Genomic DNA, 25,851 nt, shown 5'->3' on the forward strand with positions numbered 1-25,851 from the left:
AAAATCATAATTTTTTTGCGCCTTTGGGCAGCGATTTCATGGCGTGTGCGGGCGCGTTCTGTGGTATAAAAAGGGCCTCAGAATCCGTCTTCGAGAAAGCCCTAAATGACAGCTCAGCCGCTGAAAAAAACGCCGCAGGCAGATGACTACGGCGAAGACAGCATCAAGATGCTCAAGGGCCTCGATGCGGTTCGCAAACGCCCGGGCATGTACATCGGCGATACCGACGACGGGTCGGGTTTGCACCACATGATTTACGAGGTCGTCGACAACGGCATCGACGAGGTTTTGGCCGGGCACGCGCAGATGTGCCAGGTGACGCTGAACGCCGACGGATCGTGCACGGTGCGCGACGATGGCCGCGGTATTCCGACGGGCATCAAACGCGACGACGATCATGAGCCGAAGCGGTCTGCTACGGAGATCGTGTTCACGGAGCTGCACGCGGGCGGCAAATTCGACCAGAACTCGTACAAGGTTTCGGGCGGTCTGCACGGCGTCGGCGTGTCTGTCGTCAACGCGCTGTCGACTTGGCTCAAGTGCCGCGTCTGGCGTGATGGCAAAGAACACATCATCGAATTCAACAACGGCAATGCCGTTGCGCCTTTGCGCGTCGTCGGCGATGCCAACGGCGAACGCGGCACGGAAGTTTCGTTTCTGCCGAGCACGGAGACGTTTCACAACGTCATCGAGTTTGACTTTGCCACGCTCGAACATCGCTTGCGCGAGCTGGCGTTTCTGAATTCGGGCGCAAGGATCATTTTGACCGATGCGCGGCATGCCGACGTCAAGCGCGAGGAATTCAACTACGACGGCGGCACTGCCGCATTCGTACGCTACCTCGACAAGGCTCGCGTGGCGTCGATTCCCGAGCCGATCATGATCCGGGGCGAGAAAGACGGCATCACCGTTGAGGCGGCCCTCTGGTGGAACGACAGTTACCGCGAGACGGTGCTCTGCTTTACGAACAACATTCCGCAGCGTGACGGCGGCACGCATCTCGCTGGTTTTCGCGGAGCGTTGACGCGTATCGTCAACAAGTACGCGGAAGAGTCCGGCATCGCGAAGAAAGAAAAGGTGGCTCTTTCGGGCGATGACGCGCGCGAAGGTTTGACGTGCGTTCTTTCCGTGAAAGTGCCCGATCCGAAATTCTCGTCGCAGACGAAAGACAAGCTCGTCTCGTCTGAAGTGAAGCCGATCGTTGAATCGACCGTTGGCGATCAGCTTGGCGCGTGGTTCGAGGAACATCCGAAGGAAGCCAAGGTCATCGTTGGCAAGATCGTCGAAGCGGCGCTTGCTCGCGAGGCGGCGCGTAAAGCTCGCGATCTGACGCGGCGCAAGGGTGCGCTGGATGGGCTGCGGCTGCCGGGTGGGCTTGCCGAGTGCCAAGATCGCGATGCGTCGAAGACCGAACTCTTCATCGTCGAAGGCGACTCTGCAGGCGGCTCCGCGAAGCAGGGACGCAAGCGCGAGTTTCAGGCCGTGCTTCCCATTCGAGGTAAAATCTTGAACGTGGAGCGTGCACGCACCGACAAGATGCTTTCGAGTGAGCAGGTGACGAATATCATCGGCGCGCTGGGCACCGGCATCGGCCGCGATGAGTTCAAGCTCGAGAAGCTTCGGTATCACAAGGTCATTATCATGACCGACGCCGACGTCGACGGCGCGCATATTCGTACGCTGCTGCTGACGTTCTTCTATCGTCAGATGCCGGATCTCGTGGACAAGGGGCACGTCTACATCGCGCAGCCGCCGCTTTACAAAGTGGCGCGCGGGAAATCGCATCAGTATCTGAAAGACCAGCGTGCGCTCGAAGATTATCTGATCGATCAAGGTCTTGTGGACGCGGTGTTGATGACCGGCGGCGGCGCAGAGCGTGGCGGGCGCGATCTTCGCGATATCGTCGAGCAGGCGCGCCAGATCAGCGGCGGCATCAACGGATTGCATTCGCGTTACAATCGGAACGTCGTCGAACAGGGTGCGATTGGTGGGATTTTCGATCCGGCGCTGTTGCAGTCGGCGGAGCGCGCGAATGCCGCCGCGGAGGCGATTGCGCAGCGGCTGGATGGCGTTTCGGAAGAAATGGAGCAGGGCTGGGAAGGCCGTTACGGCAACGACGGCTTCGTATTCAAGCGCGAAGTTCGCGGCGTCACGGAAGTGCATTTCCTAGACCGTGCGCTTCTGGCCTCGCTCGATGCGCGCCGCTTGAACGAGCGTCATGCGCATCTCAGCGAAGTCTACGACAAGCCGTCGAAGCTGCGGCGCAAGGATAAGGTCGACAACATTTCGGGACCGCGTGCGTTGCTCGACGCTGTCTATGAGACGGGCCGCAAGGGCATCGATCTTCAGCGCTACAAAGGTCTCGGCGAAATGAATCCGGAGCAGCTTTGGGAAACGACGCTCGATCCGGATGTCCGTACACTGCTGCAGGTGAAGGTCGGCGATCTTTCGGAAGCTGACGAGATTTTCTCGAAGCTGATGGGCGAACTCGTCGAACCGCGCCGCGACTTCATTCAGGAAAACGCGCTGAACGTCTCGAACCTCGACGTGTGATGCGGGCGGCATTATCAAAATTGCTTTTGGATTGGTAGTAGTAGGCTAAGCGGATTGAAATCCGTGCGTTTTGACCAGCGTCTGACTGTGCGAAACGAGGCGGCTATGGCGGAGAAGTACGAAGCTTCTTATCTGAAACTCGCAAGAGCGGCCCGTCACTACGCGGAACTGGAAGCGCGAGTTGCACAATATATAGCGGATGAACCGCTCGAACTGGTTTGGAGTCGGCTTACTTGGACTGAGCGGTTCGAAGGTATTCATCCACCCGATGCCCAGTTAGCCGGGCTTGTGGCGAATGTGAGGAACCCTATTCCCCCGGACCTTTCTCCCATAATCGGAGACGTGGTTCATAACTTGCGCTCTGCGCTCGATATTATGATGTGCGAAGAGCTTGGAGCATCGGCTTCTAAAACTCACACAATTTGCTTCCCGATGTGGAGAGACTTGCAGGGAAAGCCATCGGCAATGGCGAAGTCCGGAGTTGCCGCCGCTTCGAATGAGCTTCAGCAGCTGGTTGAAGCCTGGGAGCCGTTTTCGGGCAGCAGGTCGGGGCTTTTCGATCTTCATGAGCTCTGGAACAGAGATAAGCATCGCGCGATAATACCGATTATGACAGGGGCGCAATATAGTCAGTGTACGGCCCTGTGTGGGCATATGGACGAAGTTCCGATCTTTGATCCGTTTCCTGCTCGAATAAAGGTTTGGAATGGGAAGCTTTTAATAGCGACTACAGCGGTAATTGCCCCGCCAATAGGGACTAAAATTCCGTGCGTTTGCGGTCTTGCGCTAGACCCAACAGGGTGGGAACTTCTGCAAGCACTAAAGCATACGATTGAAATCGTGGAAGGCGTCTTGATTAGCTTTGAGGAGGGGTTGCTGCCGGAGTTCTCGCCGCCTTCTCAACTTGAGCCTGCAGTAATTCCCGGTGGCGGTGGTCTTGTTTTTCCCAGTGATATGTCCCCTCAAGATGTAGACCGATGGTGGCGCGAAAACAGCGGTAGAATTGAAGATTTTCTTTCGCGCGCCGCTTAGTAAGACGCAGAGTTTTCCTACTTGAGACGCAACGCGTTTCTCGATGAAACTCACATCAAGTGTCACCGGGAGATTGCGGGATGATGCGTGAGCGTTTTGGGAGCGCGCGCGTTTCGGTGCCGGCTCTGCGGGCGGCGCCTTGTAGTTCCGTTCGGAAACCGTCTCGGCGTTCGTGGATCGAGGCGATGACGAGACCCGTTGGAATACCGAGGCCAACGAGGGCAGCCTCGGACAACTGCAAGCTTGCCTCAATCGTTTCTGGAACGGCATCGGTGACGCCGACTTCATAGAGATGGCTCGCGTGTGCTGCGTCGTTGGCGCGGGCAACGATGATGAGTTTCGGATAGCTCGCGCGCAGGGCCGCGACGATGGCATCGATTTCGTGCCGCGTGTGGATTGTCAGAATTGCAGCCTTGGCGTTGTCGAGCCCGCAATTTTTCAGGAACTCAATCTCGCGTACGTCGCCGTAGTAGACGGGCTTTCCGTCGCGGCGGGCAGCGGCCACGAGTCTCGGATCACGATCGACCGCGATGTAGGAGACGCCGTGCTCGGTCAGTAGCGAACCGATGAGCTGGCCGACGCGGCCATATCCGACGACAAGCGCTTTGGCATTGGTTTCGCCGGTCGGCATGAGCGTCAATGCCGGATCGACTTCGACCGGCGCGGTGTTGCGCTGCGCGGTCCAGCGGCCGATTTTTGCCATTCCGGGAATGAGCGCCATTGTCAGCGCAACCGACGTCAAAAGAGTTGTCGTCGTTTCGTGGTCGATCAGCTTCGACGCAAGCGCCATCGTGAGAATGACGAAGGCGAACTCGCCGCAGGGTGACAGCAAGGCTGCCGTCTCGATCGAGGCGGGTCGGGCGACGCCGAAGATGCGGGCCAGTCCGTAGATGATCCCGGCTTGCAGCACGATCGTTCCAAGAGCGATCGAGGCGATGATCAGCGGCGATGTTGCCAGCACTTTGATGTCGAGGCTTGAGCCGATCGAGAAGAAGAAAACGCCAAGCAGCAGCGTCTTGATGGGTTCGATCGTGGTTTGGACGGCGCGCCGATATTCCGTTTCCGCAAGCAAGAGCCCGGCGACGAAAGCGCCGAGCGCCATCGACAGCCCGGCCGCGGCGGTGACGAAGCTGGTGCCGACGGCGACAAAAAGCGTTGCGGCGATGAAGAGGTCTTCGTTCTTGGTCGTCGCGACAAGGCGGAATAGCGGCTGCAGCAGGTATCGGCCAACGACCACGATGAGTGCGAGCGCGCCCAAGGCTTGGATCAATGCGGTTGCGATGCCGGCAAGGAGGGAGCCTTTGCTTCCTGGCTCCAGAATGCCGACGAGCAGCAGGATCGGTACGACGGCGAGATCCTGGAACAGCAGTATCGAGAAGCTCGTGCGCCCGACCGCAGTGGAGAGACGTTTTTTCGATGCCAGAAGCTCAATGACGATTGCCGTGGACGAGAGGCAGAGAGCCGCGCCGATGACGATTGCCGTCGATGGCGGTTGGCCGAGTTCGAGGGCGATAATTGCGATTACGGCCGCTGAGACGACGACCTGCAGGCCGCCGAGGCCAAATACCAGTCGTCGCATTGTCGATAGGCGCTCGAATGACAATTCGAGTCCGATCAGGAAGAGCAGGAAAACGACACCCCACTCCGCAAATTTAGATAGGCGTTCGGGGTCCGTTATGGTCAGCCAATGGATGAGTGGCCACTGACCTTCGAATGCTCCGAGGCCGCCGGTGCTGAGAATGGCGCCGGAAAGAAGGAACGAGAGAACGGGGCTGACATTGAAGCGATGCAGGACTGGAACAACGACACCGGCTGTGCCGAGCACCAAGAGTACATCTCGGTAGATTTCCAGTTCGCTCGCTGGCGTCATCAAGCCCTCTTTCAATTCCTAAGAGATTATGAACGCCCCGTTTCATTGGCGCCATTGGGCATTTTCGCGTTTCAAGCCGAATTTGATCGCTGCGATGCACGTATGCGTCGCATTTGGCGGAGAGCCTGAGGAACGGGCTTTAACGCGCCTTTAGCCAAGCGCCGGTTAGACTTACGCGTCGGTTCGATGCCGCAGACATCAAATCTGCAGTGTGCGGACTTTGCCGGCTTTGGGTGTGAGGGTGCTACGCCTCTTATTTTTGACGATCCGGCTGATTGTTCGATTGCCGTTCCTGATTTTGGGGCGCGCGCTCGGGTTCGGGCGTCCGCAGCGGCGCGCGCAGCCGTCGCCGACGCTTCCCGGCTCGTTTCAGTCTGTTGCGGATCGTGCATTTCAGGCTGATCGACCTGCTCAACCGAGTGGTTCGCCGCGAAAGCGCGGCGGTCGCCGGTGGCGCTTTCGCAATCTAAACGCCAAGTATCGCGTCGCGCTGGGTGCGGGTGTGCTTGCGGGCGGCGGCGTGATCCTGACGTTCGCCGGAATGTTGGTCTATTACACGGTCGTATTTCCCGATCCTCTCGCGGTGCGAAATCATGAGCGGTCGCCGCTCGTTCGAATATTGGCGCGGGACGGTTCGATTTTAGCCGAGCGCGGCACCGCGCATGACTATCTGCAGCTCGAAAACATTCCGAAGATTGTTCCCGCTGCGGTGGTTGCCACGGAGGACCGCCGCTTCTTCGATCATTACGGGGTCGATCCGGCTGGATTTTTTCGGGCGGTGTTTGCGAACCTTCGTGCCGGGCGGTTTGCGCAGGGTGGTTCGACGCTGACGCAGCAGCTCGCGAAGAACCTTTTCCTGACGCAAGAGCGGACGCTGACGCGCAAGCTGGCGGAACTCGGTCTGGCGCTTTGGCTCGAAGTCCGGCTGTCGAAATCCGATATTCTCGAACTCTATCTGAACCAGGTGTATCTCGGCGGTGGTGCCTATGGTGTCGGGGCGGCGAGCCAGCGGTACTTCGGCAAGCCCGTGGGCGATCTGACGCTTGGTGAAGCGGCAATCATTGCTGGCCTGCTCAAGGCACCGACGAAGTATTCGCCTGCGAACAATCCGGGTGCAGCGCGCGCGCGTGGTCGCGTGGTTCTCTCGAAAATGCGGGATGCCGGTTTCATTTCCGAAGACCAGGAGCAGCGGGCGCTTAGCGAGCCGATTACGTTCAGAGATCCGCAAATCACCAAGACGGCGGCGGATGCGGGCTACGTCATCGATTACATTCTTGAGCAGCTGCCGCCGCTCGCAAGCGTTGAGAATGGCGATCTGATCGTCGAGACGACGCTCGATAAGACGTTGCAGCAGAAGGCGCAGGAAATCGTCAAAGACGTTTTGGCGCGCAAAGGTGAGACTTTCGGTGCCAGCCAAGCGGCGCTGGTGGTGCTTGATGGCGAGGGCGGAATTCGCGCGCTGGTGGGCGGTCGCGACTATGGCGACAGTCAGTTTGACAGGGCCGTGAAGGCGCGGCGGCAGCCGGGTTCGGCGTTCAAGCCGGTGGTTTATCTCGCGGCTATCGAGGCAGGCATGACGCCCGACAGTCCGGTCGTCGACCGGCCGGTGACGATTGGCGGATGGTCTCCCAAGAACGATAATCAGCAATACGCCGGTGCGATCACGTTGCGGCAGGCGCTTGCGCAATCGATCAACACGGTCGCGGTGCGTCTCAATCAGGATGTAGGGCAGGGCAAAACGATCGAGATGGCGCGGCGGCTTGGCATCCGGTCGGAGTTGCACGAGGGGCCGTCGCTACCGCTCGGAACGTCCGAAGTCAGTTTGCTCGAGATGACGGGCGCTTACACAGTGTTCTCCAACGGCGGCGAAGCGATCGATCCGCATGTCGTTTCGCGTGTGCGACTGAGTTCCGGCCGCGTGATCTATGTCAGTCCGCCAGCGCGGACGGATCGTGTTGTGGGAGAGACCGAGATCGGTGCGTTGAACGATATGCTGAATGCGGCAGTCGTTTACGGCACGGGGCGGCGTGCCGCGCTTCCCGATCATCCCGCGGCGGGCAAGACGGGAACGACGCAAGATTTTCGCGATGCTTGGTTTGTCGGATTCACGAGCAAGCTGACGGCTGGCGTCTGGGTTGGCAATGACAACGGGAAGTCGATGAACCGCGCGACGGGTGGCAGCCTGCCCGCGGAAATCTGGAACCGCGTCATGCGGGTTGCTCATAACGGGATGAGGCCCGCGCCGCTGCCGGGCACAACATACAGCCGCGCCGACGCAACATTCCCAGATGTATCTTGGATCATGCCGGTGGGTGACGCGGCGCCTGCGCACGCGCCGCGCGTTGTGCAAGCGAGAGAGATTTTGCCTTGGTCGGCTGAAGCGCAGATGCGTTCAAGGATGCGCGAGCGGGATACGGCTGATGCAAGCCGTCAAGAACGGCCGCATCCGGCAAGCAATATCGGTGAAGACTTTATCCGGCGCGTGCTCTCGGGAGGTTCGTCTTCGCAAACGCCCGAGAACGTCGCCGCGGACGATGAGGGCTCGCGGCGGCCGAACGGCGGATTGTTTGCTAACTGGTGGTGAATGATCCGTCTAACGGGCGCGCGCGTGCGACGGGCCGTAGCGGTGCAAATCGGGGCCGAGAACCTGCAGCCATTGCTTAGCGGTCTCGAACTCGGGGCAGATCTTATTGACGAGTTTCCAGAAGCGCGGACCGTGGTTCATCTCGGCGAGATGAGCGACTTCATGCGCGGCGACGTAGTCGAGAACGAAGCCCGGTGCCAGAACTAAGCGCCAGGAAAAAGAAAGCGCGCCGGTCGTTGAACATGAGCCCCACCGGCTCGTCTGATCGCGCACGACAACGCGTTTGGCCTCAAGCGAAAGCAAATTGGCGTGATGCGCGACACTCGCTTCGAGATCGCTCTGCGCTTCTTTCCAAAGCCAGCGTGTGAGGCGGCTCGGGGCCAAATCCGTCGGACCGGCAACAACGATTGCGGGAAGAGTGCTGCGGGTGTTGCGTATCGCAATGCCAGCATCTCTCGCGCGTATTCCGCCAGAAAAAGAGATCGTGTGCGGTTCACCGCGCAGAGGAATCGCGGCGCCATTTTCGAACGGCACTTGGTTCGGCAGGCTATCAAGGCGCGCGCGCACCCAATCGATATGGCGATGCAGGAAGGTTCCAGCTTCGTCGAGATCGCATTGAAGCGGCAGCGTTACGATAACAGCACGACGCGTTCTGCTAACACGCAACGTCAAACGCCGTGCGCCTGGATGACGGCGAACTTCGAGTTGCGCGCCAATGTCATCGAGCTGCATGGATTTTGGTTTAGACGAGAGCTCAATCGAGCGCCGTCCGTTGATAATCTTCATGCGCTTGCCCCCAAAGCCGATGCGCATCGACATCGATGCAACGGCCTCTGCTTGCGTTTGCAGAACCTTTGCAACACGAAAAAGACCTAACAAGGTTCGAGGTTGTGCTCCAGCATCAATCTCAAATAGCGCCGCCGCGGTGTGCACATGTGGCTACACGGTCTCAGCGGTGATTCGTCTTGTTATTCGATGGCCTTGTCGATTGAAGCTGCGAGTTCGGCAACATCTGTCGTGTGCGGGATGGGCGTGCGCAGCTTTCCATCCTTGCCCATGAAGTAGAAAATTGCCGAGTGATCGACTGTGTACCGCTCCGGATGCTTTTCGTCGGCAACCTTCTGATAATAGACGCGGTAGGCTTTTGCTACTGCGGAGATTTCGCTTTCAGTACCAGTCAGTCCGACGAGACGGGGATGGAAGCTCGCGATGTATGTTGCGAGCATTTCCGGTGTGTCGTGTCCGGGATCGAGTGTGATGAAGACCGGAACGACATTGTCAGCGCGGTTGCCGAGTTTTTCGAGTGCCGCAGTCATGACCTGCAGGCCAGCCGGACAAACATCCGGACAATTCGTGTAGCCGAAGAAGACCAGCATATCGCGACCGAGGAAATCCTTCTCCGTGACGCGCTTGCCGGTCTGGTCTACGAGGCTAAATGGCCCGCCAACCGAGGCGACGCCGGAAACCTGCGTTTGGCCGTAGTTCGGCTGTCCGGTTGAAAGAAATGCGACTGCGCCGAGCCCTGCTCCGATCAGAAGCCCGGCGATCACCAATCCTAAGTTTGTGCGGGTCATTCGCTTGAAGTCTCCAGTAGGCTTTGAGTACAAGTGCAAACATTTCACGTCGCGAATAATCTCGATACGGTGCAAGTGTCACGATTATGTGCGCTTGCTTCGCACGTCAAAACCTGGATCGCAGTGCCATGAGCACGTCTCCTGAAACCCCGCCCGTCCGTCAGCCGATGTTGAAGGGCATCGTCAATGACCGAGAAAGTCAACTGCGCCTCGTGACGAGCGTGCGGTTGCGTTGGATGGCGGTGCTTGGCCAGCTCGCGGCAGTGGCGGTCATCGCCCTGTTCTACGGCTTTCCGTTCAATATCGGAAGCTGCCTGATCCTGATCGCGATGTCGGCGTGGCTTAATGTCTACCTGTCGATCCGGTTTCCTGCACGGCACCGTCTCAGCACGCCATCTGCGTTCGGTCTTCTTGCTTACGACGTGTTGCAGCTTGCGGGACTATTGTACTTCACGGGGGGCATACAAAATCCGTTCTCAGTGCTCCTTGTTGCGCCGGTAACCGTTTCGGCTGCGACTTTGCCGTCGCGTTATACGATCATGCTTGGTGCGCTGGTTGTTGCGGCTGGCATGGTTCTCATCAGTCAGCATGCGCCGCTCCCGTGGTACGAGGGCCTGCGGTTCGAGCTTCCGCGCGACTATAAGATTGGAGCACTCTTGGCGCTGGTTGCGTCGATGGTGTTTATGGCGTTCTACACGTGGCGACTCAACAAGGAAGCGCGTCAGATGTCGGCGGCGCTCGCGGCGACCGACATGGTGCTGGCGAGCGAGCAGCGTTTGCACGCATTGGACGGTCTTGCTGCGGCAGCTGCGCATGAACTCGGAACGCCGCTTTCGACGATCGTTCTCGTCGCCAAGGAACTCGAGCACGAACTCGGTCCCGACAGCCGGTACATCGAAGACTTGCAGCTTCTGCACGGGCAGGCGAAACGCTGCCGCGAAATTCTACAAAAGCTGACGAAGAAGCCGGACGAGCAGGACCCGATGCACGCCACGGTCAGCCCGTTCGAGCTGTTTGAGGAAGCCGCGGCGGCTTACCGCGATCGTGGCAAGAGGATCATGATCTCGACGGCCGCGTTTCCCGGGCTGGAGAGCGATGAAGCGCGCGAAGATCCTGTGGGCCACCGGCGGCCGGGCGTTATCTATGGTCTCGGCAACCTGATCGAGAACGCGGTGAGCTTTGCGGCCTCAGAGGTCGAACTTACCGCGCGCTGGAATGCTACCCATGTCGTTTTCAGCGTCGCAGACGACGGGCTGGGGTTTGCGCCGGAGATGATGGACAGCATCGGTGAGCCCTACATCACGTCGCGGCGGTACGACGAGAAGAAAGAGAAGTCCCATAGCGGGCTTGGGCTTGGGCTCTTTATCGCCAAAACGCTCCTCGAACGGTCCGGCGCGGTTGTCACATTCAATAACCAGGCCCCGCCCCGGCGGGGGGCTATCGTGCAGGTGACGTGGGCCAGGGAGGCGTTCGAATTGCATCCGTCGGCCTTCAACTGGCCCGGACGGCGTGGCCGGAAGGCGTTTCCTGTCTAAAAGGGCAGCCCAGCGACGGTCTGGTAACCTTGTCAGCCTGAAATTCCTACCATTTGGGGTTGCGGCGCGACGGTCGGCGTTGGATTATGCGCGCGAAGAATTCTTAGCGGGTGTGCCGCAAACGGGAGGACTCCTTGGTTACCGAAGACCTGTCATTTAAGCAGGATGAATTGCCAGCTGATCGTTCGCTGGTGATCGTCGATGACGACCGGGCGTTCCTGCAGCGCCTCGCGCGCGCCATGGAGCTGCGCGGATTTGAGGTTCGCTTTGGCCATTCGGTGGCCGAGGGCGTTGATCTCATTCGCGAGAAAGCGCCAGCGTTCGCCGTGGTCGATATGCGTCTTGAAGACGGATCGGGTCTCGACGTGATCGCCGAACTTGCCCGGGTCCGTCCGGACTCTCGCGCTATTGTGCTGACCGGATATGGCAACATCGCGACCGCGGTTACGGCTGTGAAGCTTGGCGCGGTCGATTATCTCGCGAAGCCCGCAGATGCCGACGACGTGACCGACGCACTGTTGGCGCCGTCAGATTCCAAGGCACCGCCGCCTGAGAATCCGATGTCGGCCGATCGTGTTCGCTGGGAACACATTCAGCGCGTTTATGAGCTTTGCAACCGTAACGTCTCCGAGACGGCGCGGCGGCTCAATATGCATCGGCGCACGCTGCAGCGTATTCTCGCCAAGCGCGCTCCGAAGTGAACGTCTAAAAGTAATCCCCGTTCAGTCCGTAATGGATCCCGGTGTTGGGTCGATGTGCGTCAACAGACGTCCAGCGGCGCAGCGCGCGAACGCGAGTGTCACCGCCTTTCGTCGCGGTGCTACTAAGGGATGACGCGGGGCATTGCGAACCAACTCGCCGCCATAAGCGTCGGCCAGGATCAATCCGGTTTCTTCCGGCAGCTCGCCAGCCGGGAATTCAGGCGCGACGGCGAACAACAGCGCATCGCAGTAGTCGCGGTATTCCGGCCATTTCCTGTCGGCGCGCAGGTCGGCAATGCTCGACTTGATTTCTATGATCCAGATCTCGCCGTTATGGCCGATGGCCAGAATGTCGGCGCGTCGTCCGCTCGCCAGAACGACTTCGCTCAAGCTTTCGAAGTTCAAAGAGCGCAGCAAACGCTGCGTTCCACGCAGGATGGCGCGAGCGCGCGCATCGTCGCGGATTGCTTTAGCCCGATCCAAAGCGAAACTATTCGTTAGGGAGGATGGGGTGTCGGTCATGGTCCCGCCATTATGGACATGCGACTGTTAGGTGCAAGCGAGCGGCGGGGCAACGCATCGCAAATAGAGCCATCGAAGGCTCGATCACGTACCACTCCGGGGGGAAGGTTGCATGGTATTCTGGCGCAACAGATCGGAGAAAAAAGCCGAGACGCCGGTTATCGTCGAGGAAGAGCGCGCTGAAGTCACGGCTGATGCAAAGCCGCCAGCTCTCACGCAAGCGCAAAGCGCGGTTCCGGCCGCGGAAACAAACGTCGTAACGCTTGTCACCAATCGTCTTGCTGATCGCCTTGCGGGTGTCGGTGCGCCGACAGATGCCGACGCTGTTGGTGGGCAAGATCTCAAACCGGTGAAACCGCCGAGCGTGCCGCAGGGTCTCGTTGCCGTCGATCCGGTGACGGAGCCGCATCATTTCGGACAGCGGCGCGCCGTTGCGAAAATTCGTTCGGCGTTGGCCTCGAGCCGTGGTGGTCACCTTGTCATCATGGGTGAAGCGGGCACGGGGCGGCTGGCGCTGGCGGAGACGCTTGCGGCCGAAGTCATTCGTGAGCCCGCAGCCGATTGGATTTATGTGGTCGATCGCCAGGCGCCTAGCCGCGCGCGGGCGTTCTCTGTGCCATCGGGCGAAGGCGGACGGGTCGCGCATGAGATTCACGTCGCGCTTGATAAGGCGAGTGCTGCGTTCGAACGTCAGATCAAGAGCGATGAGCATCGCATCAGCCTCGACCTTCTCGATGAAGAGACGCGTTATCTTTCGGAGAAGGCTGTCGATCAGGTTCGCCAGCGGGCTGAGTCTCAGAATATCGCGGTCGTGAAGTCGCTTGATGGGTACGTGCTCGCGCCGATGCATGAAGGCCGCGTCGTGCGCTCGGATGTTTTTCGCGCTCTGCCTGAGGCGTTGAAGCGCAACGTCGAAGCGAAAATTACGACGCTTGAAGGAGAATTGCAGTCGATCGTCTCGACGCTGCCCGATGTTGAATTCGAGGCGGGCGAGAAATTCGAAATGTTGATGCGGCAGACGGCGCTGCGTGCGATCCGTCCGAGCCTGCAGCCGTTGAAGCGACTTTGCGCAGATGTGCCTTCGGCGGCGGCGGCGATCGAGGCGGTTGAAGAAACGTTCGTTGCGGCGACGTCGGCGGCGATCGGTGGGTCTGGGGCATTTCTGCCAGCAACGCTGTTGGATTGCGGTGCAGACAAACGGGAAGCTGCTCGCCCGGTCATGACGGCGCGGCGCATTTCTGCAGCTTCACTGCTCGGAGAGATCGGACGCGATGCGCGCGGTCGTCCGACGCATGTTCCCGGATATTTGATGCGCGCGGGATCAGGTTTTCTCATCATCGAAGCATGGCGCTTGGTGGCGGAGCCTGCAGCGTGGGCGGCACTCAGCTCTGCGCTTGCGGCGAAGGAAATTGTGCCAGTAAGTGCGCCGGGTATTGCGATGAGCGTTGACCCTGTACCGCTTGCTGCAACTGTCATTCTCATCGCAGACGATCAATCGCTGGCGAAGCTTGAAGCGTTAGAGCCCGGCATGCGGCGGTATTTTCCGCATATTGCAACGCTCGCGACGACGGCTGCCGTTGCCGATATGAGTGAGCGCGAATTTGCACAAGGCGTGGCTCGGCTTGCGGAAGCGCAGTCGTTGAAGCCCATTGCGCAAGACGTTGCTCCGATCCTCTACAAGGATGCTGTGCGGCGTGGTGGCGGGCGCGTATCGCTTGCAGGTATTCCACTCGTGAACCTGTTGCATGAAGCTGCGGAGATTGGCGACGTTACGGGCGCCGCTGAGATCAGAGCATCCGACGTCAATGAAGCGTTGGCACAGCGCGCGGATGGCGCTTCGTCATGATCGCTCACGTCGCCGCCGCATATGAAGACAGCGGCCGCGTCGTGCTGTGGCTCGATCCGGAATCGAAGTGTTCGCCAACGCTGCTGGACGCGCCCGTGCGTCTGGCCGCGGCGTTTGATGCGGATATCGAGACGATCATCGTAGACCAAGAGCCTGACGATCGGGGCGGCGTGCCGGTTCGGCGCGTGCGAAGCATTGCGGGATCAAGCGAAGAAGCTGTCGTCATTTCGCGGCGGTTTCAGCTTCTCGCCGAGCGTTGCCGACGTCTTACGGAGAGCGTTGGCGCTATTCATCGCGTCAACATTCGTCATCGCAACGCGCATGGAGATGCCATCGACCGCATCTCGGAGATGTGCGCCGTGATTGGGCCGTGGAACATCGTGGCGCTGGCGCGGATGCCGGCTTTGGGCGGACATTCGGTCATCGGTTCGCTGCTTGCAAACGTGAGCGGCGCGACCGGTTTCCTTCTCTGCGGTGACAAGCCTGCGGATGATATTCCGCACGTTGTCGTCATTTTTGAAGATGTCGATCGGTTGCCGTCGATGTTGCGAGCTGCAGAACGATTGAGCGGCGCTGCAGGTGTCATTCACGTCCTCATCGGCGCGGAAACGTCGGTCGATTATGCAGAAATCGAAGCGCAAGCTCGCTTGATGGCCGTGGCTTCCGATCGTGTTGTGTTCGAAACGGCCGGGCCGACATTCGGTATTCCCGGTGCTCTGACAGAGGCGATTGCGCGCCTGAAGCCGAGTTTTGTCGTTGCGCGGTTTGGCGGCTCGGCGCTGGCGGACGGCCGCGAACTCGCGCGAGCTTCTGCCTCAACGCGAGCGCCGATCCTTCTGGTTAGATAACGACTGTAGCGATTATCCGTCGAGGCCGTTCGGCAGCAGGCGGTTTGGGGGACCGATGATTTCAGGGTCCGCGTTGCCAATGGCTTTCAAGTCGCGGCCCTCGTAGTCAATAGCGAGCAGGATATGACGGATCGTTTCGAGGCGGGCGCGACGTTGGTCGTTCGCGCGGACGACGGTCCAAGGCGCAATCGTTGAATCTGTAAAGCGAAACATCTCGACTTCTGCGGCCGTGTAGTCGTCGTATTTCGACAGCGCGGCGAGATCGACGGTAGACAATTTCCATTGCTTCAGCGGATCCTGGCGGCGTTCGTGAAATCGCTGAAGCTGCATTTCGCGGCCGATCGTCAGGTAGAATTTGAAAAGGCGTATGCCGTCGCGGACAAGAAGGCCCTCGAAGGCGGGCGCCTCTTGCAGAAATTTTGCGACTTGCGCTGGGGTGCAGAAACCCATGACGCGTTCGACGCCCGCGCGATTGTACCAGGAGCGATCGAAGAGCACGATTTCGCCCGCAGAGGGAAGCTCGACGGCGTAACGCTGGAAGTAGAGCTGTCCGCGTTCGCTTTCGCTCGGTTTGGTGAGGGCGACGACGTACGTGTTGCGCGGATTCATGTGTGCCGCGAACGCCTTGATGCAGGATCCTTTGCCTGAGCCGTCTCGACCCTCGTAAAGGGCGAGGATGCGTCCGCCGGTGTTCAGGTTGTGCTTCTGAAGTTTGATGAGTTCGATCTGTAGCGCGAGGAGCTGCTCTTCGTAGGCTTCACGCTGCAGGCGTTTGTCATACGGGTAGCCACCCGAACGCATTGCTGCGTCTGCGATGGCTTTTGGAAGTTTCGGTGCATCGAGCGAAATCGTGCCGGAGATGCCGGGCAAGCTGACCGACGACATTGCGGCCGCTTCGTTTTCGCGTGCTGCGACGGCGTTGGCCGCCTCGTTTCCGGCTGAAGGGGAAGTGGTCGCGGCTTCATCAGGCTTCGCGCCGCCTTTTGGCGTTTCCGATTTGGCTTTCGATTTCTGCTTTTCTTTCGCCATCAGAGACCTCCGGCCGGGATGCGTCGAGACTGAAGCGTAGCACAGCGCTGTGAGGAAGCTGCCCCTTCAGACAAACGACCTTCGTTCCTGGCAAACAAAAGAAAAAAGCCGGCGATCGCCCCCGCGGATCGCCGGCTTTCTATAGACCACGGGCTTGCCCCCCGACATGCCCGTGGTGGAACCGAATTCCCTCGGTTCAAGCTCGTTGTTTGGTGCCTGCAACTGCCAAGGCTGGAGCGGCGAGAGCCGGAGTTTCGACTTCCGTGCGCTCGCGGCGGCGCGGAGCCACCGGCTGGAATGCCCGGCGCGCATGCACCTCGCAATACGGCAGCAGCGGCACTTTGGTCTTGCCACAAAAATGGAAGTCGCCAAGCTGCGGATCGCCGATCGGCCAGCGGCAGCTGCATTCTTCCAGAGTTTGGATGGATTTGCGCTCGGCGAGCGGAATTTCGATCTCTTCGGCAGGCGGAACGTAAGCCTCGGGATCCATATAGAGCGCGCGAACGGCTGGATTGCCCGCCTGTTGGAAACGTGTCTTCACCGGGCGCTTGGTATTTGCCATGCGTGTGCGCGGGCGGTGTGTCTTCATGCGCGATGTTGTGGCGCGGCCGGAAAGCCCAAGCCGGTGCACCTTGCCGATGACGGCATTGCGCGTCACGTTGCCGAGACGGCCCGCGATTTGGCTGGCGCTCAGGCCCTCGGACCAGAGTCTTTTCAATAGATCAACGCGCTCGTCCGTCCAAGACATGCGTCGTACTCCCTCATCAAGCCGCAGCGGCGGCGGAACACCCCCCGGTGCCCGCAGAAAAACGACGATCGCGGAGACGTCCACGCACGCGCAGTCCAACAAGACAGCACGCGACATGGGACGACGGTCCCGACCGGCTACAAACGCAAAAACTTAAGGAGACGCATTACGGACGCACTAGAAAGCGGTCAGAGCTAACAAGCGTCTGACCAAGAGCGCGGCTGGGACCGATACACAAACGAAGAGTGGCGCTTTTAAACGCCGCCACATCTCGTGGCCCAGCAAGAGCAAGTTACAACATGCTGAATCCCGTCTACAAGCCGGAGATGAAAGAAGGGGGGATTGACAGGGTATGAGTTGCGACGAGGCCACAGAACGATTCGCCACGGGGGATATGTCCGACTTCCCTGTTCGGAGTGCTAAAATGCAACCACAGGACTGTGGCCGGGGCGCTCTTTACCCCAACTCCTGCGGGAAGCGTGGCTTTCGTTGACAGCCGAAAGGTCACAGCTTATCACTGGTTGTGTTCGAGCCGCCGAATCCGGGCGGCTTTTTGATTTTGCGCCTAGGGTTATCCACGCACATGGCTAATTCCCCCGCAGCGCTGGGGAAAACACCCGGCTTTTCTTCACCGGCTCCTTCACCGACCGGCGGGCCTTCGGCTGCCGTCATGGGCACTTACGGGCGTCAGAACATTGTGTTCGAGCGCGGCGAGGGGTGCTGGCTCATCGCCGAGGACGGGCAGCGTTATCTCGATTTCGGGTCTGGAGTTGCCGTCAATGCGCTCGGTCATGCGCATCCGCAACTCGTGGCGGCCCTCAAAGCACAGGCTGAGAAGCTGTGGCATACCTCCAACCTCTACAGGGTCGAGGGGCAGGAGTCGGTTGCGGAAAAGCTCATCCGCCTGACGTTTGCCGATACCGTCTTCTTTTGTAATTCCGGCGCAGAGGCCTGCGAAGGCGCGATCAAAGTGGCGCGCCGCTATCATTATGTATCCGGTCAGCCTGAGCGGACGCGGATCATCACGTTCCGGGGCGCGTTCCACGGGCGGACGCTGGCAACGCTCGCGGCGGCCGGAAATCCCAAATACCTCGAAGGCTTTGCGCCTGAGGCTGCAGGCTTCGATCATGTCGAACCTGACGATCATGAAGCGCTTGAAGCGATGATCGGACCCGAGACGGCGGCCATCATGCTGGAGCCGATCCAGGGCGAGGGCGGCGTCAGGGCATTTCCGCCTGAGCGCATCGCGGCGATCCGTGCGCTATGCGACGCCCATGGCCTGCTGCTGGTCCTCGATGAAGTTCAGACCGGCGTCGGGCGGACCGGCAAACTTTTCGCACACGAATGGGCGGACGTCGTTCCGGACGTCATGGCCATTGCCAAAGGTTTCGGCGGCGGGTTTCCGGTCGGCGCCGTGCTGGCGACGGCGGAAGCGGCCAAGGGTATGACGCCGGGCACGCACGGTTCGACGTTCGGTGGCAATCCGCTTGCGATGGCTGTCGCTTCGACGGTCATCGATATCGTGTCGGAACCAGAGTTTCTCGAGGCCGTTCGGCTGAAGGCACTGCGATTGAAGCAAGGCCTTGTCGGTCTCAAGGACAGCCATTCAGATTTGATTGAGGACGTGCGCGGCGAAGGTCTGCTCATGGGCTTCAAACTCAAAAGCCATGTTGCGCCAGCGCAAGTGGTGGGAGCCGCCGCGGCGCAGGGCCTTCTGCTCGTTGGTGCGGGCGACAACAGTGTGCGGGTTCTGCCGCCGCTGATCGCGTCCGACACGGAAATTTCGGAAGGCATCCAACTACTATCGCGTGCGTTGGCGCACGTTTCGGGTGAGGGCAGCTGATGCTGGAGAAGTCTCCCATACTGAAGAACAAGTCTCAGCAGTCTCCCCGGCATTTCCTCGATATTGCCGACCTCGACTCTGCGACGTTGCGCAAGATCATCGACAATGCACATGCGATGAAGCGCGCGGGCAAGCGGGTTCCGGCCAAGCTGCGTCCAGCCGGCGTCGAGGATGCGGTGCTGGTGCTGATCTTCGAGAAGCCTTCGACGCGGACGCGCGTATCGTTCGACATTGCGATGCGCCAGCTTGGTGGCGGCGCGCTGACGCTCAATCACACCGATCTGCAGCTTGGGCGGGGCGAGTCCGTTGCCGATACGGCGCGCGTTCTTTCGCGTTACGCCGACGGCATCATGATCCGCGCCAACAAGCACGCGACGCTTCTCGATCTCGCGCAGAATGCGACGATCCCCGTCATCAATGGTCTGACGGAGAAAAGTCATCCGTGCCAGATCATGGCTGACATCCAGACATTCGAGGAACACCTCGGACCGATCGAGGGACGCACGGTCGCCTGGGTTGGCGATGGCAACAATGTCGCCGTGTCATGGATGCATGCGGCTGTTCGCTTTGGTTTCAAACTGCGGCTCGCGTGCCCGAAAGAGCTTTACCCGGAAAAGGAAGCTCTGGATTGGGTCAAGCGCGAGAAAGGCAACATCGAACTCAGCACCGATCCCGTTGCGGCGGTTAAAGGCGCGGATTGCGTCGTCACCGATACGTGGGTTTCGATGGGGCAATCGGGAGCGGACGCTCGCAAGAAGATGCTAGCGCCGTATGCCGTCGATGCGGACCTGATGAAGAAGGCCGCGAAGAACGCGATCTTCATGCATTGCCTGCCTGCCTATCGCGGCCATGAGGTGAGCGAAGAGGTTCTCGAGGGGCCGCAGTCGGTTGTGTTCGACGAAGCGGAAAATAGGCTGCACGCGCAAAAAGCGATCATCGCCTGGTGTCTCGGCGCGTGACAACGAGGTCCGCAGCGCATGGCGGCTGACCCTACTTCGCTGACAGATCTCAAGGCGGACGACTGCGTCATCGTCTTTCGTACGGTGAAGTCGAACGTTCGCGGGCGCATCGTGCGGCTCGGAAAAACGCTTGATGCGGTCGTGTCTCCGCACGCTATGCCGGAGGTGGCGGGACGCGCTCTTTCGGAAGCGCTGGCTCTCGCGGCTTTGTGCGGTTCGGCGCTGCCCGACGGCGGCAATCTCAATCTGCAAACGCGATCGGATGGTCCGGTATCGATTCTGGTCGCTGATTATGCGGCGGCGGGCCGGTTGCGCGGATACGCGCGCTACGATGCGGAGGCGCTCGGTCAATCAGGCAAGAGCGGCGGGGTCATCGATCCCGGTCCAAAGGACAACGGCATTCTCGGGGATGGACATCTTGCGATTACGCTCGATGCGGGTCCTGGATCGGAACGCTATCAGGGTGTGTTGGCGTTCGAGAGAACCGCATTAGCTGAGACGGTGGCTGCATATTTTCAGCAGCGCGAGGTGATGCCGACGTTCGTTCGGCTCGCGGTTGGCAAGCAATTCTTCGGGGCGACGAAAGCAGGCTCCGGCGCGACGCCGGAACCTTCCGGTTGGCATATGCGTGCGGGCGGCTTGATGATGCAAAGCCTGGCTGCGAACGACAGCGATGCGGATAGCGCCGCTGGTGAAGACTGGCGGCGGGTTGAGATGCTCGCCGCGACGGTCGAAGACCACGAACTGCTCGATCCGGATTTGACGTCGGATCGGCTGTTGCTGCGGCTGTTTCACGAGGAAGCCGTTCGTGTTGAGCGCGTCATCCCGTTGACGGCGTTTTGCCGGTGCAGTCGCGATAAGGTCGAGAATGTGCTGCTTGCCTTTGGCGCGGGTGAACTCTCAGACATGCGCGACGACAACGGACAGATTGTCGTGACGTGCGAATTTTGCACGGCAAAGTATGCGTTCGCGCTTGAAGACCTAAAGGCGCAGGGGAACCAATCCGAATAATGGATGGCGCCCGCTTTGTGTGCTTAGCGCATGCCGCCGTTCGCGACCTTGCCAGCCTGACCGCTTGCTTCGCGTGGATCGCCGCTCGCAGGTTTCGAGCCTGAAACGTCGTACTCGGTTTTGGAGCGGGCGCTGGCGATCTGCGAGCCGTCGAGCTTGCAGGCTCCCGACTTGTCGATCAGCGTGAATGCCGGGTTGGGCTTTTCCACGAATTCGGCGCGCGAGACTTTGCCGTCTTTGTTTTGATCGTAGTACGCGAGGTTCGCCGTTTCGAAGAGGCGATCGACTTTGACGAGGTTCGGCCATTCGTTGGCATCGAGCGAGTCATCGTGATTGGCATCGGCGCCGTTGAAGAGGTCTTCCTGATAGGACTTCCACTCGTTGCACGTCACGACGTTGTCGCGATTGGTGTCCCAGCTTCCGGCGGCCTGTAGAAATGCGCGGTCAACTTCCGAAAGCGAGTTGCCGCCGAAGGGGTTGATCGAGCCAATCGTCGGTGCGGAGGCCGTTGAACATGCTGCAAGCGCAAGCCCGGCGCAGAGGGCCGAGACAGGTCCGAGTGTCGATTTCAGGCGCTTGGGCATAGATGATCTCTCGCTCTACCTCTGACGGGCGTTGGGCGGCCCATTCGTAACCTCAACACTCTGTCGATTGCGCGGCGGGTGCCGAAAAAGTGGTGAGTCTGCGAGCATATGTACCGGCGCTGTCACGCACTTGCCACAGAAAGAGGCAGAACACGGCGGTCCATGCACCGCTAATGCACAGTTCAGGCGGTTTCAGCCCATTCGCCAAGGCGGCGGAGGAACGTCATGCACTTGGCGATTTCGCTTTCGGCAATCCATTCGTCGGCCGTGTGGGCCTGGGCGATGTCGCCCGGTCCGCAGACAACGGCGGGGGCTCCAGCGTCCTGGAACAAGCCAGCTTCGGTCGCATACGAGACGGTGTAGGTTTCGTTCTGGCCCGACAGCTTAAGCGCAAGCGCGACGACGTCAGACGCGGGATCCGCGCCGAACGGCGGAACCATGTTGGTTCTCGTGATGACGATATCGGCTTCAGGCGCGGTGGCGCGCATCTCCGGCAGACATACGTTTTCGGCGAAGGCGCGCAGCTCGCGTTCGATCACGTCGGGATCGAGGCCCGGCAGCGCGCGGATTTCAAAGCCGAAGACGGCATTGATCGGAATGATGTTCGATGCGGTGCCACCTTCGAGCTTGGTGACCTGCAGCGTGGCGTACGGTGGATCGAAGCGCGTGTCGCGCGGATCGCGTTTCAGCTTCGCTTCGATGCGTTCGAGTTCGGTAATCAAGCGGGCCGCGTATGTGATGGCATTGACGCCGAGCGGCGCCATGCTGGAATGCGCAGCGCGTCCCTTGATGTCGACCTGCCAGCGGACCGGACCCTTATGGGCATCGACGACTTGCATCGATGTGGGTTCGCCAACGATCACCATGCGTGGCTTCGGCAGTGTTCGCGAAAATTCGGCGAGCATCGGCCGCACGCCAATGCAGCCGATCTCTTCGTCATACGAAAAGGCGAGGTGGATCGGCGTTTTCAAGTTGCGGGCGTTGAAATCCGGCACGGCGGCAAGAACGGCTGCAATGAAGCCCTTCATATCGGCTGTACCGCGCCCGTAGAGACGCCCGTCCGCCGCGCGCATCGTGAACGGGTCGCTGGTCCATGTCTGTCCGACGACAGGGACAACGTCTGTATGGCCGGAGAGCGCCACGCCGCCTTCGACCGCCGGGCCGATGGTTGCGAATAGCGATGCTTTTTCACCGTCGGCGCTGACGACACGGCGCGATGTTACGCCGTGCTGAAGCAGATAGTCCTCGATGAATGCAACGATGCCGAGATTGTTGCGGTGGCTTGTCGTGTCGAACGCGATAAGTCGGGCGAGCAACTCAACCGGCGTGTAAATCGGGCCTCGGGACGTGTTCATGAGTAATTGCCGCCGATAATCAATTCATGCTGCGGCGGGTGTAGGGGCTGTCGAGCGAGAACGCCGGAATGGCGACATCGAACAGCTGTCCGGCCTCGTCCGTCATCTGATAGCTGCCGACCATGATGCCCTGCGGTGTCTTCAGCGGACAGCCGGAGGTGTATTGGAACGAGGAGCCCGGCTCGATTACCGGCGTTTGCCCGACGACGCCACGGCCGCGAACCTCTTCGGTACGGCCGAGGGCATCGGTGATGCGCCAGATGCGTGATTTCAGCTGAACGGTTTCCGCGCCGTCGTTGCTGATCTCGACATCGTAAGACCAGACGAAGTGGCTTTCCTCCGGGGAGGACTGGTCTTCCATGTAACGCGGTTCAACGCGAATGCGGATTCCCCTGGTCACCGCCTCGTATGGGTAGCGGGTGTTGCCGGGCTGGTCTGCTGGCGTGCGAGGTGTGCTTTTGGTCATTGGGGTGATCAGCCCTTGGCCGCTTCTAGTGCCGTCGACAGATCGTCGGCTAAATCCTCGAATGCTTCAAGCCCGATCGAAAGACGGATCATGCCATCGGATATGCCAAGCTCTTCGCGTTGTGCCGTGGTCAGCTTGAAATGGGTGGTTGTCGCCGGGTGGGTAACGATACTTTTGGCGTCGCCCAGGTTGTTGGATAGCAGGATGAGCCGAAGCGCGTTCAAGACGCGAAACGCAGCCGGTTTGCCGCCGTCCACCTCGAACGCGATCATCTGCCCGCCTCCGGGCATTTGTTTCGCCGCCAGGGCTGCCTGAGGGTGATCGGCCCGGCCAGGGTAAAGAACCCGAGTAACGTTTGGAAGCGTGGTAAGCAGATCGGCGATTTTTGCAGCGGTCGCACATTGGGCGCGGATGCGGACCGGCATGGTTTCCAGGCTTTTCACCAATACCCATGCGTTAAACGGAGCGAGGGACGGACCAGTCTGGCGTATCCATTCCTGCACGTACTTTTCGATCAGTTCCTTCGAACCGAGGACGGCGCCGCCGAGGCAGCGTCCCTGGCCGTCGATATGCTTGGTTGCGGAATACACAACGAGATCCGCGCCGAGGGCGAGCGGGCGCTGCAGGAGCGGCGTCGCGAAGACGTTATCGACGATGCTGACGATGCCATTGTCGCGAGCGATTTTGCACACGCCCTGGATATCGACGAGTTCGAGGTTCGGGTTCGAAGGGGTTTCGAAGAAAAACAATTTGGTGTTTGGCTGGATCGCGCTTTTCCAAGCGTTCAGATCCTTGCCGTCGATCAGCGTCGAGGTGACGCCGAAACGAGCGCAGATCGTCTCGATGACGTTGCGACACGAACCGAACATGGCGCGGGCGGCGACGATATGGTCGCCAGCTTTGACGAACGAAAGAATTGCGGCTGTGACGGCCGCCATGCCCGTAGCCGTGGCGCGGCAATCCTCAGCGCCCTCGAAAATCCGCAAGCGATCTTCGAACATCGAGATCGTCGGATTGCCGAAGCGGGTGTACTGATAGCCCGGGTCTTCCTGCTTGAAGCGCGCCTCGGCCTGCTCGGCGCTGTTGTAGACGAAGCCCTGGGTCAGATACAGCGCTTCGGACGTTTCGCTCCACTGCGAGCGGTTGGTACCAGCGTGAACCAGGGCGGTCTCGGGACGCCAGGAGGATTTGGGTTCTGAATTCTGATTGTTCGCCATCGTGACCGCCTTTCGCGCAATAAAAATCCCGGTCCATAAAATGCGTCGGCCGTCACGGGGCCGGGCGCGGGATACCGGGAGCGCACACGGCCTCTTTAGCGACTTGTTTAACGTGGCTGCAAGCCGGCCGGCCAAAGGACCACGAACGCTCGCGGCTTACGCTTCGAGCCTTAGAACGTCAAGGGGTAGGGGGTGAAAGCGATACGGCACTTGGCGCTGGGGCGGCACTGAACTAGACCGGACCAAACGACGAAGACGGATCCATGGCCAAAGCAGATAAATCAGCGGTGAAAGCCGCAGGGAGCGCGCGCAAGGCAGGTATCGTGCCGGCGCAGGGTATCACGCGCATGATTGCCGCAGGCGAGATTGCTCTGGCGGAGCCCGTTGCTGAAACTCAGGTTCAACCCGCAAGCCTCGACTTGAGGCTCGGTCCCGTTGCCTATCGCGTGCGGGCGAGCTTTCTACCGCGCCCAGGCGGGCGCGTTCAGTCGAAGCTCGACGATCTCGGACTGCATACCATCAGCCTCAGCCAAGGCGCTGTTCTGGAGACAGGCTGCGTCTACATTGTGCCGCTGCTCGAGAGCTTGGCGCTTCCGGCTGATGTCGAAGCCTCGGCCAATCCCAAGAGTTCGACGGGTCGGCTTGATGTGTTCACCCGCGTTATCGCTGACGGTGTCGGCGCGTTCGATCAGATCCCGCATGGGTACAAGGGTCCGTTGTTCGCGGAAATCTGTCCGCAGACATTTCCGATCGTGGTCCGGAAAGGCTCGCGCCTGTCGCAGATCCGTTTCCGTATCGGCACCGCTGCGGACAACGACGACGATCTCAAGGATCTGCATAAGCGCGAGCGTCTCGTCTCGGCTGAGGATGCGGATATTTCCGGCGGTATCGCGCTGACAGTCGATCTGGCGGGCGATGCGAACGGTCTCGTCGGGTTTCGTGCACGGCGCCATACCGGTGTTGTCGATGTCGATAAGGTCGGGGCGTATCCGCTCGAAGACTATTGGGATCCGATTTCTGTTCGCGGACGGAACAGGCTGATCCTCGATCCGGATGAGTTTTACATTCTCGCGTCAAAGGAAGCGGTGCATGTGCCGCCGACCCATGCGGCGGAAATGGTGCCGTTCAATCCGCTGGTCGGGGAATTTCGCGTGCACTATGCGGGCTTTATGGATCCCGGCTTCGGACACGCGCCCGCAGGCGGAAACGGCTCGCGCGTCGTCCTCGAAGTTCGATCGCACAAGGTGCCGTTCATTCTCGAAGATGGGCAGATCATCGGCCGGCTGATCTACGAGCGCATGACGGAAACGCCCGAGACGATCTATGGCCAAGGGCTGAAGTCAAACTATCAGGGGCAGGGGCTGAAGCTCTCGAAGCACTTTAAGTAGAGAGCTATCGCTTCGCTCACTTGGCCGAGGATGACGGTTGGTTTGCGCCCGGCGACTCCCCTGCGGGAGCCGGCTGCGGACGTCGGCAGGTGCAACTGTCAGCGGCCGTCGCGTTTCGATCAGCGTGCTGAGCCAAATCCCGCCGGGCATTCGACACCCGTCAGCCGCAGTTGCGACATGAAAAAC

At 60.0% G+C, this 25,851-nt stretch carries 21 protein-coding genes and 1 riboswitch; of the genes, 11 read left to right on the top strand and 10 right to left on the bottom strand.

The annotated features are described in order from the left end of the window. Positions 1 to 105: 105 nt before the first annotated feature. Together gyrB and DLM45_RS09370 are read left to right on the top strand one after the other, a co-directional pair. Positions 106 to 2,553 carry a DNA topoisomerase (ATP-hydrolyzing) subunit B gene (gyrB, locus tag DLM45_RS09365; RefSeq protein ID WP_181336864.1) on the top strand — a complete coding sequence of 816 codons (2,448 nt, stop codon included), beginning with the start codon at positions 106 to 108 and terminating at the stop codon, positions 2,551 to 2,553. A gap of 105 nt (positions 2,554 to 2,658) precedes the next feature. Further along, positions 2,659 to 3,585: a hypothetical protein gene (locus DLM45_RS09370; protein ID WP_181336865.1), complete on the top strand. Its 927-nt coding sequence runs from the start codon at positions 2,659 to 2,661 to the stop codon at positions 3,583 to 3,585. Between the two features lie 55 nt (positions 3,586 to 3,640). Here DLM45_RS09370 and DLM45_RS09375 read toward each other — a convergent pair whose 3' ends face one another. Then, positions 3,641 to 5,455, bottom strand: coding sequence for a cation:proton antiporter domain-containing protein (locus DLM45_RS09375; RefSeq protein ID WP_181336866.1), 1,815 nt, complete (start codon positions 5,453 to 5,455; stop codon positions 3,641 to 3,643). A gap of 235 nt (positions 5,456 to 5,690) precedes the next feature. On the opposite strand from DLM45_RS09375, the gene DLM45_RS09380 reads away from it, so the two are divergent. Further along, complete coding sequence (locus DLM45_RS09380) at positions 5,691 to 8,039, top strand: transglycosylase domain-containing protein (protein ID WP_343062278.1); 2,349 nt, start codon at positions 5,691 to 5,693, stop codon at positions 8,037 to 8,039. 9 nt (positions 8,040 to 8,048) lie between these two features. Here the strand turns inward: DLM45_RS09380 and DLM45_RS09385 are convergent, their stop codons facing one another. Continuing rightward, positions 8,049 to 8,858 (bottom strand): M48 family metallopeptidase, encoded by an 810-nt coding sequence (locus DLM45_RS09385; protein WP_343062280.1) that lies wholly within the window; start codon positions 8,856 to 8,858, stop codon positions 8,049 to 8,051. Between the two features lie 149 nt (positions 8,859 to 9,007). Beyond that, complete coding sequence (locus tag DLM45_RS09390) at positions 9,008 to 9,613, bottom strand: SCO family protein (RefSeq protein WP_181336867.1); 606 nt, start codon at positions 9,611 to 9,613, stop codon at positions 9,008 to 9,010. A 128-nt stretch (positions 9,614 to 9,741) separates the two neighbouring features. On the opposite strand from DLM45_RS09390, the gene DLM45_RS09395 reads away from it, so the two are divergent. Together DLM45_RS09395 and DLM45_RS09400 are read left to right on the top strand one after the other, a co-directional pair. Then, a complete protein-coding gene (locus tag DLM45_RS09395; protein WP_181336868.1) occupies positions 9,742 to 11,148 on the top strand; it encodes an ActS/PrrB/RegB family redox-sensitive histidine kinase in 1,407 nt (468 codons plus the stop codon). A gap of 134 nt (positions 11,149 to 11,282) precedes the next feature. Then, positions 11,283 to 11,849 carry an ActR/PrrA/RegA family redox response regulator transcription factor gene (locus tag DLM45_RS09400; RefSeq protein WP_181336869.1) on the top strand — a complete coding sequence of 189 codons (567 nt, stop codon included), beginning with the start codon at positions 11,283 to 11,285 and terminating at the stop codon, positions 11,847 to 11,849. A gap of 21 nt (positions 11,850 to 11,870) precedes the next feature. Here the strand turns inward: DLM45_RS09400 and DLM45_RS09405 are convergent, their stop codons facing one another. Next, on the bottom strand, positions 11,871 to 12,371 hold the full coding sequence (locus tag DLM45_RS09405; protein WP_181336870.1) for an MmcB family DNA repair protein: 501 nt from the start codon (positions 12,369 to 12,371) through the stop codon (positions 11,871 to 11,873). Positions 12,372 to 12,483: 112 nt separating this feature from the next. On the opposite strand from DLM45_RS09405, the gene DLM45_RS09410 reads away from it, so the two are divergent. Continuing rightward, positions 12,484 to 14,217 carry an AAA family ATPase gene (locus DLM45_RS09410; protein WP_181336871.1) on the top strand — a complete coding sequence of 578 codons (1,734 nt, stop codon included), beginning with the start codon at positions 12,484 to 12,486 and terminating at the stop codon, positions 14,215 to 14,217. Next, entirely contained in the window at positions 14,214 to 15,065 is an 852-nt protein-coding gene (locus tag DLM45_RS09415; RefSeq protein ID WP_181336872.1) for a hypothetical protein, read from the top strand. The genes DLM45_RS09410 and DLM45_RS09415 overlap by 4 nt, the downstream gene beginning before the upstream one ends. Positions 15,066 to 15,077: 12 nt before the next feature. On the opposite strand, the gene ppk2 is transcribed toward DLM45_RS09415, so the two are convergent. Continuing rightward, positions 15,078 to 15,950, bottom strand: a complete 873-nt coding sequence (gene ppk2 / locus DLM45_RS09420) for a polyphosphate kinase 2 (RefSeq protein ID WP_181338266.1) — start codon at positions 15,948 to 15,950, stop codon at positions 15,078 to 15,080. 340 nt (positions 15,951 to 16,290) lie between these two features. After that, positions 16,291 to 16,842 carry a GcrA family cell cycle regulator gene (locus DLM45_RS09425; RefSeq protein WP_181336873.1) on the bottom strand — a complete coding sequence of 184 codons (552 nt, stop codon included), beginning with the start codon at positions 16,840 to 16,842 and terminating at the stop codon, positions 16,291 to 16,293. Positions 16,843 to 17,512: 670 nt separating this feature from the next. On the opposite strand from DLM45_RS09425, the gene DLM45_RS09430 reads away from it, so the two are divergent. The 3 genes from DLM45_RS09430 to DLM45_RS09440 are packed head-to-tail and all read left to right on the top strand — an operon-like array spanning position 17,513 to position 20,655. Further along, complete coding sequence (locus DLM45_RS09430) at positions 17,513 to 18,685, top strand: aspartate aminotransferase family protein (protein WP_246317593.1); 1,173 nt, start codon at positions 17,513 to 17,515, stop codon at positions 18,683 to 18,685. Continuing rightward, on the top strand, positions 18,685 to 19,644 hold the full coding sequence (gene argF / locus DLM45_RS09435; RefSeq protein ID WP_181336875.1) for an ornithine carbamoyltransferase: 960 nt from the start codon (positions 18,685 to 18,687) through the stop codon (positions 19,642 to 19,644). The genes DLM45_RS09430 and argF overlap by 1 nt, the downstream gene beginning before the upstream one ends. An 18-nt stretch (positions 19,645 to 19,662) precedes the next feature. Continuing rightward, complete coding sequence (locus DLM45_RS09440; protein ID WP_181336876.1) at positions 19,663 to 20,655, top strand: Hsp33 family molecular chaperone HslO; 993 nt, start codon at positions 19,663 to 19,665, stop codon at positions 20,653 to 20,655. A 23-nt stretch (positions 20,656 to 20,678) separates the two neighbouring features. Here DLM45_RS09440 and DLM45_RS09445 read toward each other — a convergent pair whose 3' ends face one another. The 4 genes from DLM45_RS09445 to metZ form a co-directional block, all read right to left on the bottom strand. After that, entirely contained in the window at positions 20,679 to 21,239 is a 561-nt protein-coding gene (locus tag DLM45_RS09445; protein ID WP_181336877.1) for an EF-hand domain-containing protein, read from the bottom strand. Between the two features lie 182 nt (positions 21,240 to 21,421). Then, positions 21,422 to 22,594 carry an acetylornithine deacetylase gene (gene argE / locus DLM45_RS09450; RefSeq protein ID WP_181336878.1) on the bottom strand — a complete coding sequence of 391 codons (1,173 nt, stop codon included), beginning with the start codon at positions 22,592 to 22,594 and terminating at the stop codon, positions 21,422 to 21,424. Positions 22,595 to 22,613: 19 nt separating this feature from the next. After that, the gene (gene apaG, locus DLM45_RS09455) at positions 22,614 to 23,060 is read right to left on the bottom strand and encodes a Co2+/Mg2+ efflux protein ApaG (RefSeq protein ID WP_181336879.1); all 447 of its coding nucleotides are present in this window, start codon (positions 23,058 to 23,060) and stop codon (positions 22,614 to 22,616) included. A gap of 8 nt (positions 23,061 to 23,068) precedes the next feature. Then, positions 23,069 to 24,277 (bottom strand): O-succinylhomoserine sulfhydrylase, encoded by a 1,209-nt coding sequence (gene metZ, locus DLM45_RS09460; protein ID WP_181336880.1) that lies wholly within the window; start codon positions 24,275 to 24,277, stop codon positions 23,069 to 23,071. A gap of 74 nt (positions 24,278 to 24,351) precedes the next feature. After that, positions 24,352 to 24,430, bottom strand: a riboswitch (SAM riboswitch). A gap of 110 nt (positions 24,431 to 24,540) precedes the next feature. Here metZ and DLM45_RS09465 point away from each other — a divergent pair. Further along, positions 24,541 to 25,665 carry a 2'-deoxycytidine 5'-triphosphate deaminase gene (locus DLM45_RS09465; RefSeq protein WP_181336881.1) on the top strand — a complete coding sequence of 375 codons (1,125 nt, stop codon included), beginning with the start codon at positions 24,541 to 24,543 and terminating at the stop codon, positions 25,663 to 25,665. Positions 25,666 to 25,851 lie beyond the last annotated feature (186 nt).

It is taken from the genome of Hyphomicrobium methylovorum, assembly GCF_013626205.1.
Lineage (GTDB): Bacteria > Pseudomonadota > Alphaproteobacteria > Rhizobiales > Hyphomicrobiaceae > Hyphomicrobium_B > Hyphomicrobium_B methylovorum.

Excerpts from the sequence above, each read along its gene's own strand:
- gyrB (WP_181336864.1), top strand. The coding sequence starts at position 106 with ATGACAGCTCAGCCGCTGAAAAAAACGCCGCAGGCAGATGACTACGGC.
- DLM45_RS09370 (WP_181336865.1), top strand. The coding sequence starts at position 2,659 with ATGGCGGAGAAGTACGAAGCTTCTTATCTGAAACTCGCAAGAGCGGCC.
- DLM45_RS09375 (WP_181336866.1), bottom strand. The coding sequence starts at position 5,455 with ATGACGCCAGCGAGCGAACTGGAAATCTACCGAGATGTACTCTTGGTG.
- DLM45_RS09385 (WP_343062280.1), bottom strand. The coding sequence starts at position 8,858 with ATGTCGATGCGCATCGGCTTTGGGGGCAAGCGCATGAAGATTATCAAC.
- DLM45_RS09390 (WP_181336867.1), bottom strand. The coding sequence starts at position 9,613 with ATGACCCGCACAAACTTAGGATTGGTGATCGCCGGGCTTCTGATCGGA.
- DLM45_RS09395 (WP_181336868.1), top strand. The coding sequence starts at position 9,742 with ATGAGCACGTCTCCTGAAACCCCGCCCGTCCGTCAGCCGATGTTGAAG.
- DLM45_RS09405 (WP_181336870.1), bottom strand. The coding sequence starts at position 12,371 with ATGACCGACACCCCATCCTCCCTAACGAATAGTTTCGCTTTGGATCGG.
- DLM45_RS09410 (WP_181336871.1), top strand. The coding sequence starts at position 12,484 with ATGGTATTCTGGCGCAACAGATCGGAGAAAAAAGCCGAGACGCCGGTT.
- DLM45_RS09415 (WP_181336872.1), top strand. The coding sequence starts at position 14,214 with ATGATCGCTCACGTCGCCGCCGCATATGAAGACAGCGGCCGCGTCGTG.
- ppk2 (WP_181338266.1), bottom strand. The coding sequence starts at position 15,950 with ATGTCGTCGGTCAGCTTGCCCGGCATCTCCGGCACGATTTCGCTCGAT.
- DLM45_RS09425 (WP_181336873.1), bottom strand. The coding sequence starts at position 16,842 with ATGTCTTGGACGGACGAGCGCGTTGATCTATTGAAAAGACTCTGGTCC.
- DLM45_RS09430 (WP_246317593.1), top strand. The coding sequence starts at position 17,513 with ATGGGCACTTACGGGCGTCAGAACATTGTGTTCGAGCGCGGCGAGGGG.
- argF (WP_181336875.1), top strand. The coding sequence starts at position 18,685 with ATGCTGGAGAAGTCTCCCATACTGAAGAACAAGTCTCAGCAGTCTCCC.
- DLM45_RS09440 (WP_181336876.1), top strand. The coding sequence starts at position 19,663 with ATGGCGGCTGACCCTACTTCGCTGACAGATCTCAAGGCGGACGACTGC.
- DLM45_RS09445 (WP_181336877.1), bottom strand. The coding sequence starts at position 21,239 with ATGCCCAAGCGCCTGAAATCGACACTCGGACCTGTCTCGGCCCTCTGC.
- argE (WP_181336878.1), bottom strand. The coding sequence starts at position 22,594 with ATGAACACGTCCCGAGGCCCGATTTACACGCCGGTTGAGTTGCTCGCC.
- apaG (WP_181336879.1), bottom strand. The coding sequence starts at position 23,060 with ATGACCAAAAGCACACCTCGCACGCCAGCAGACCAGCCCGGCAACACC.
- metZ (WP_181336880.1), bottom strand. The coding sequence starts at position 24,277 with ATGGCGAACAATCAGAATTCAGAACCCAAATCCTCCTGGCGTCCCGAG.
- DLM45_RS09465 (WP_181336881.1), top strand. The coding sequence starts at position 24,541 with ATGGCCAAAGCAGATAAATCAGCGGTGAAAGCCGCAGGGAGCGCGCGC.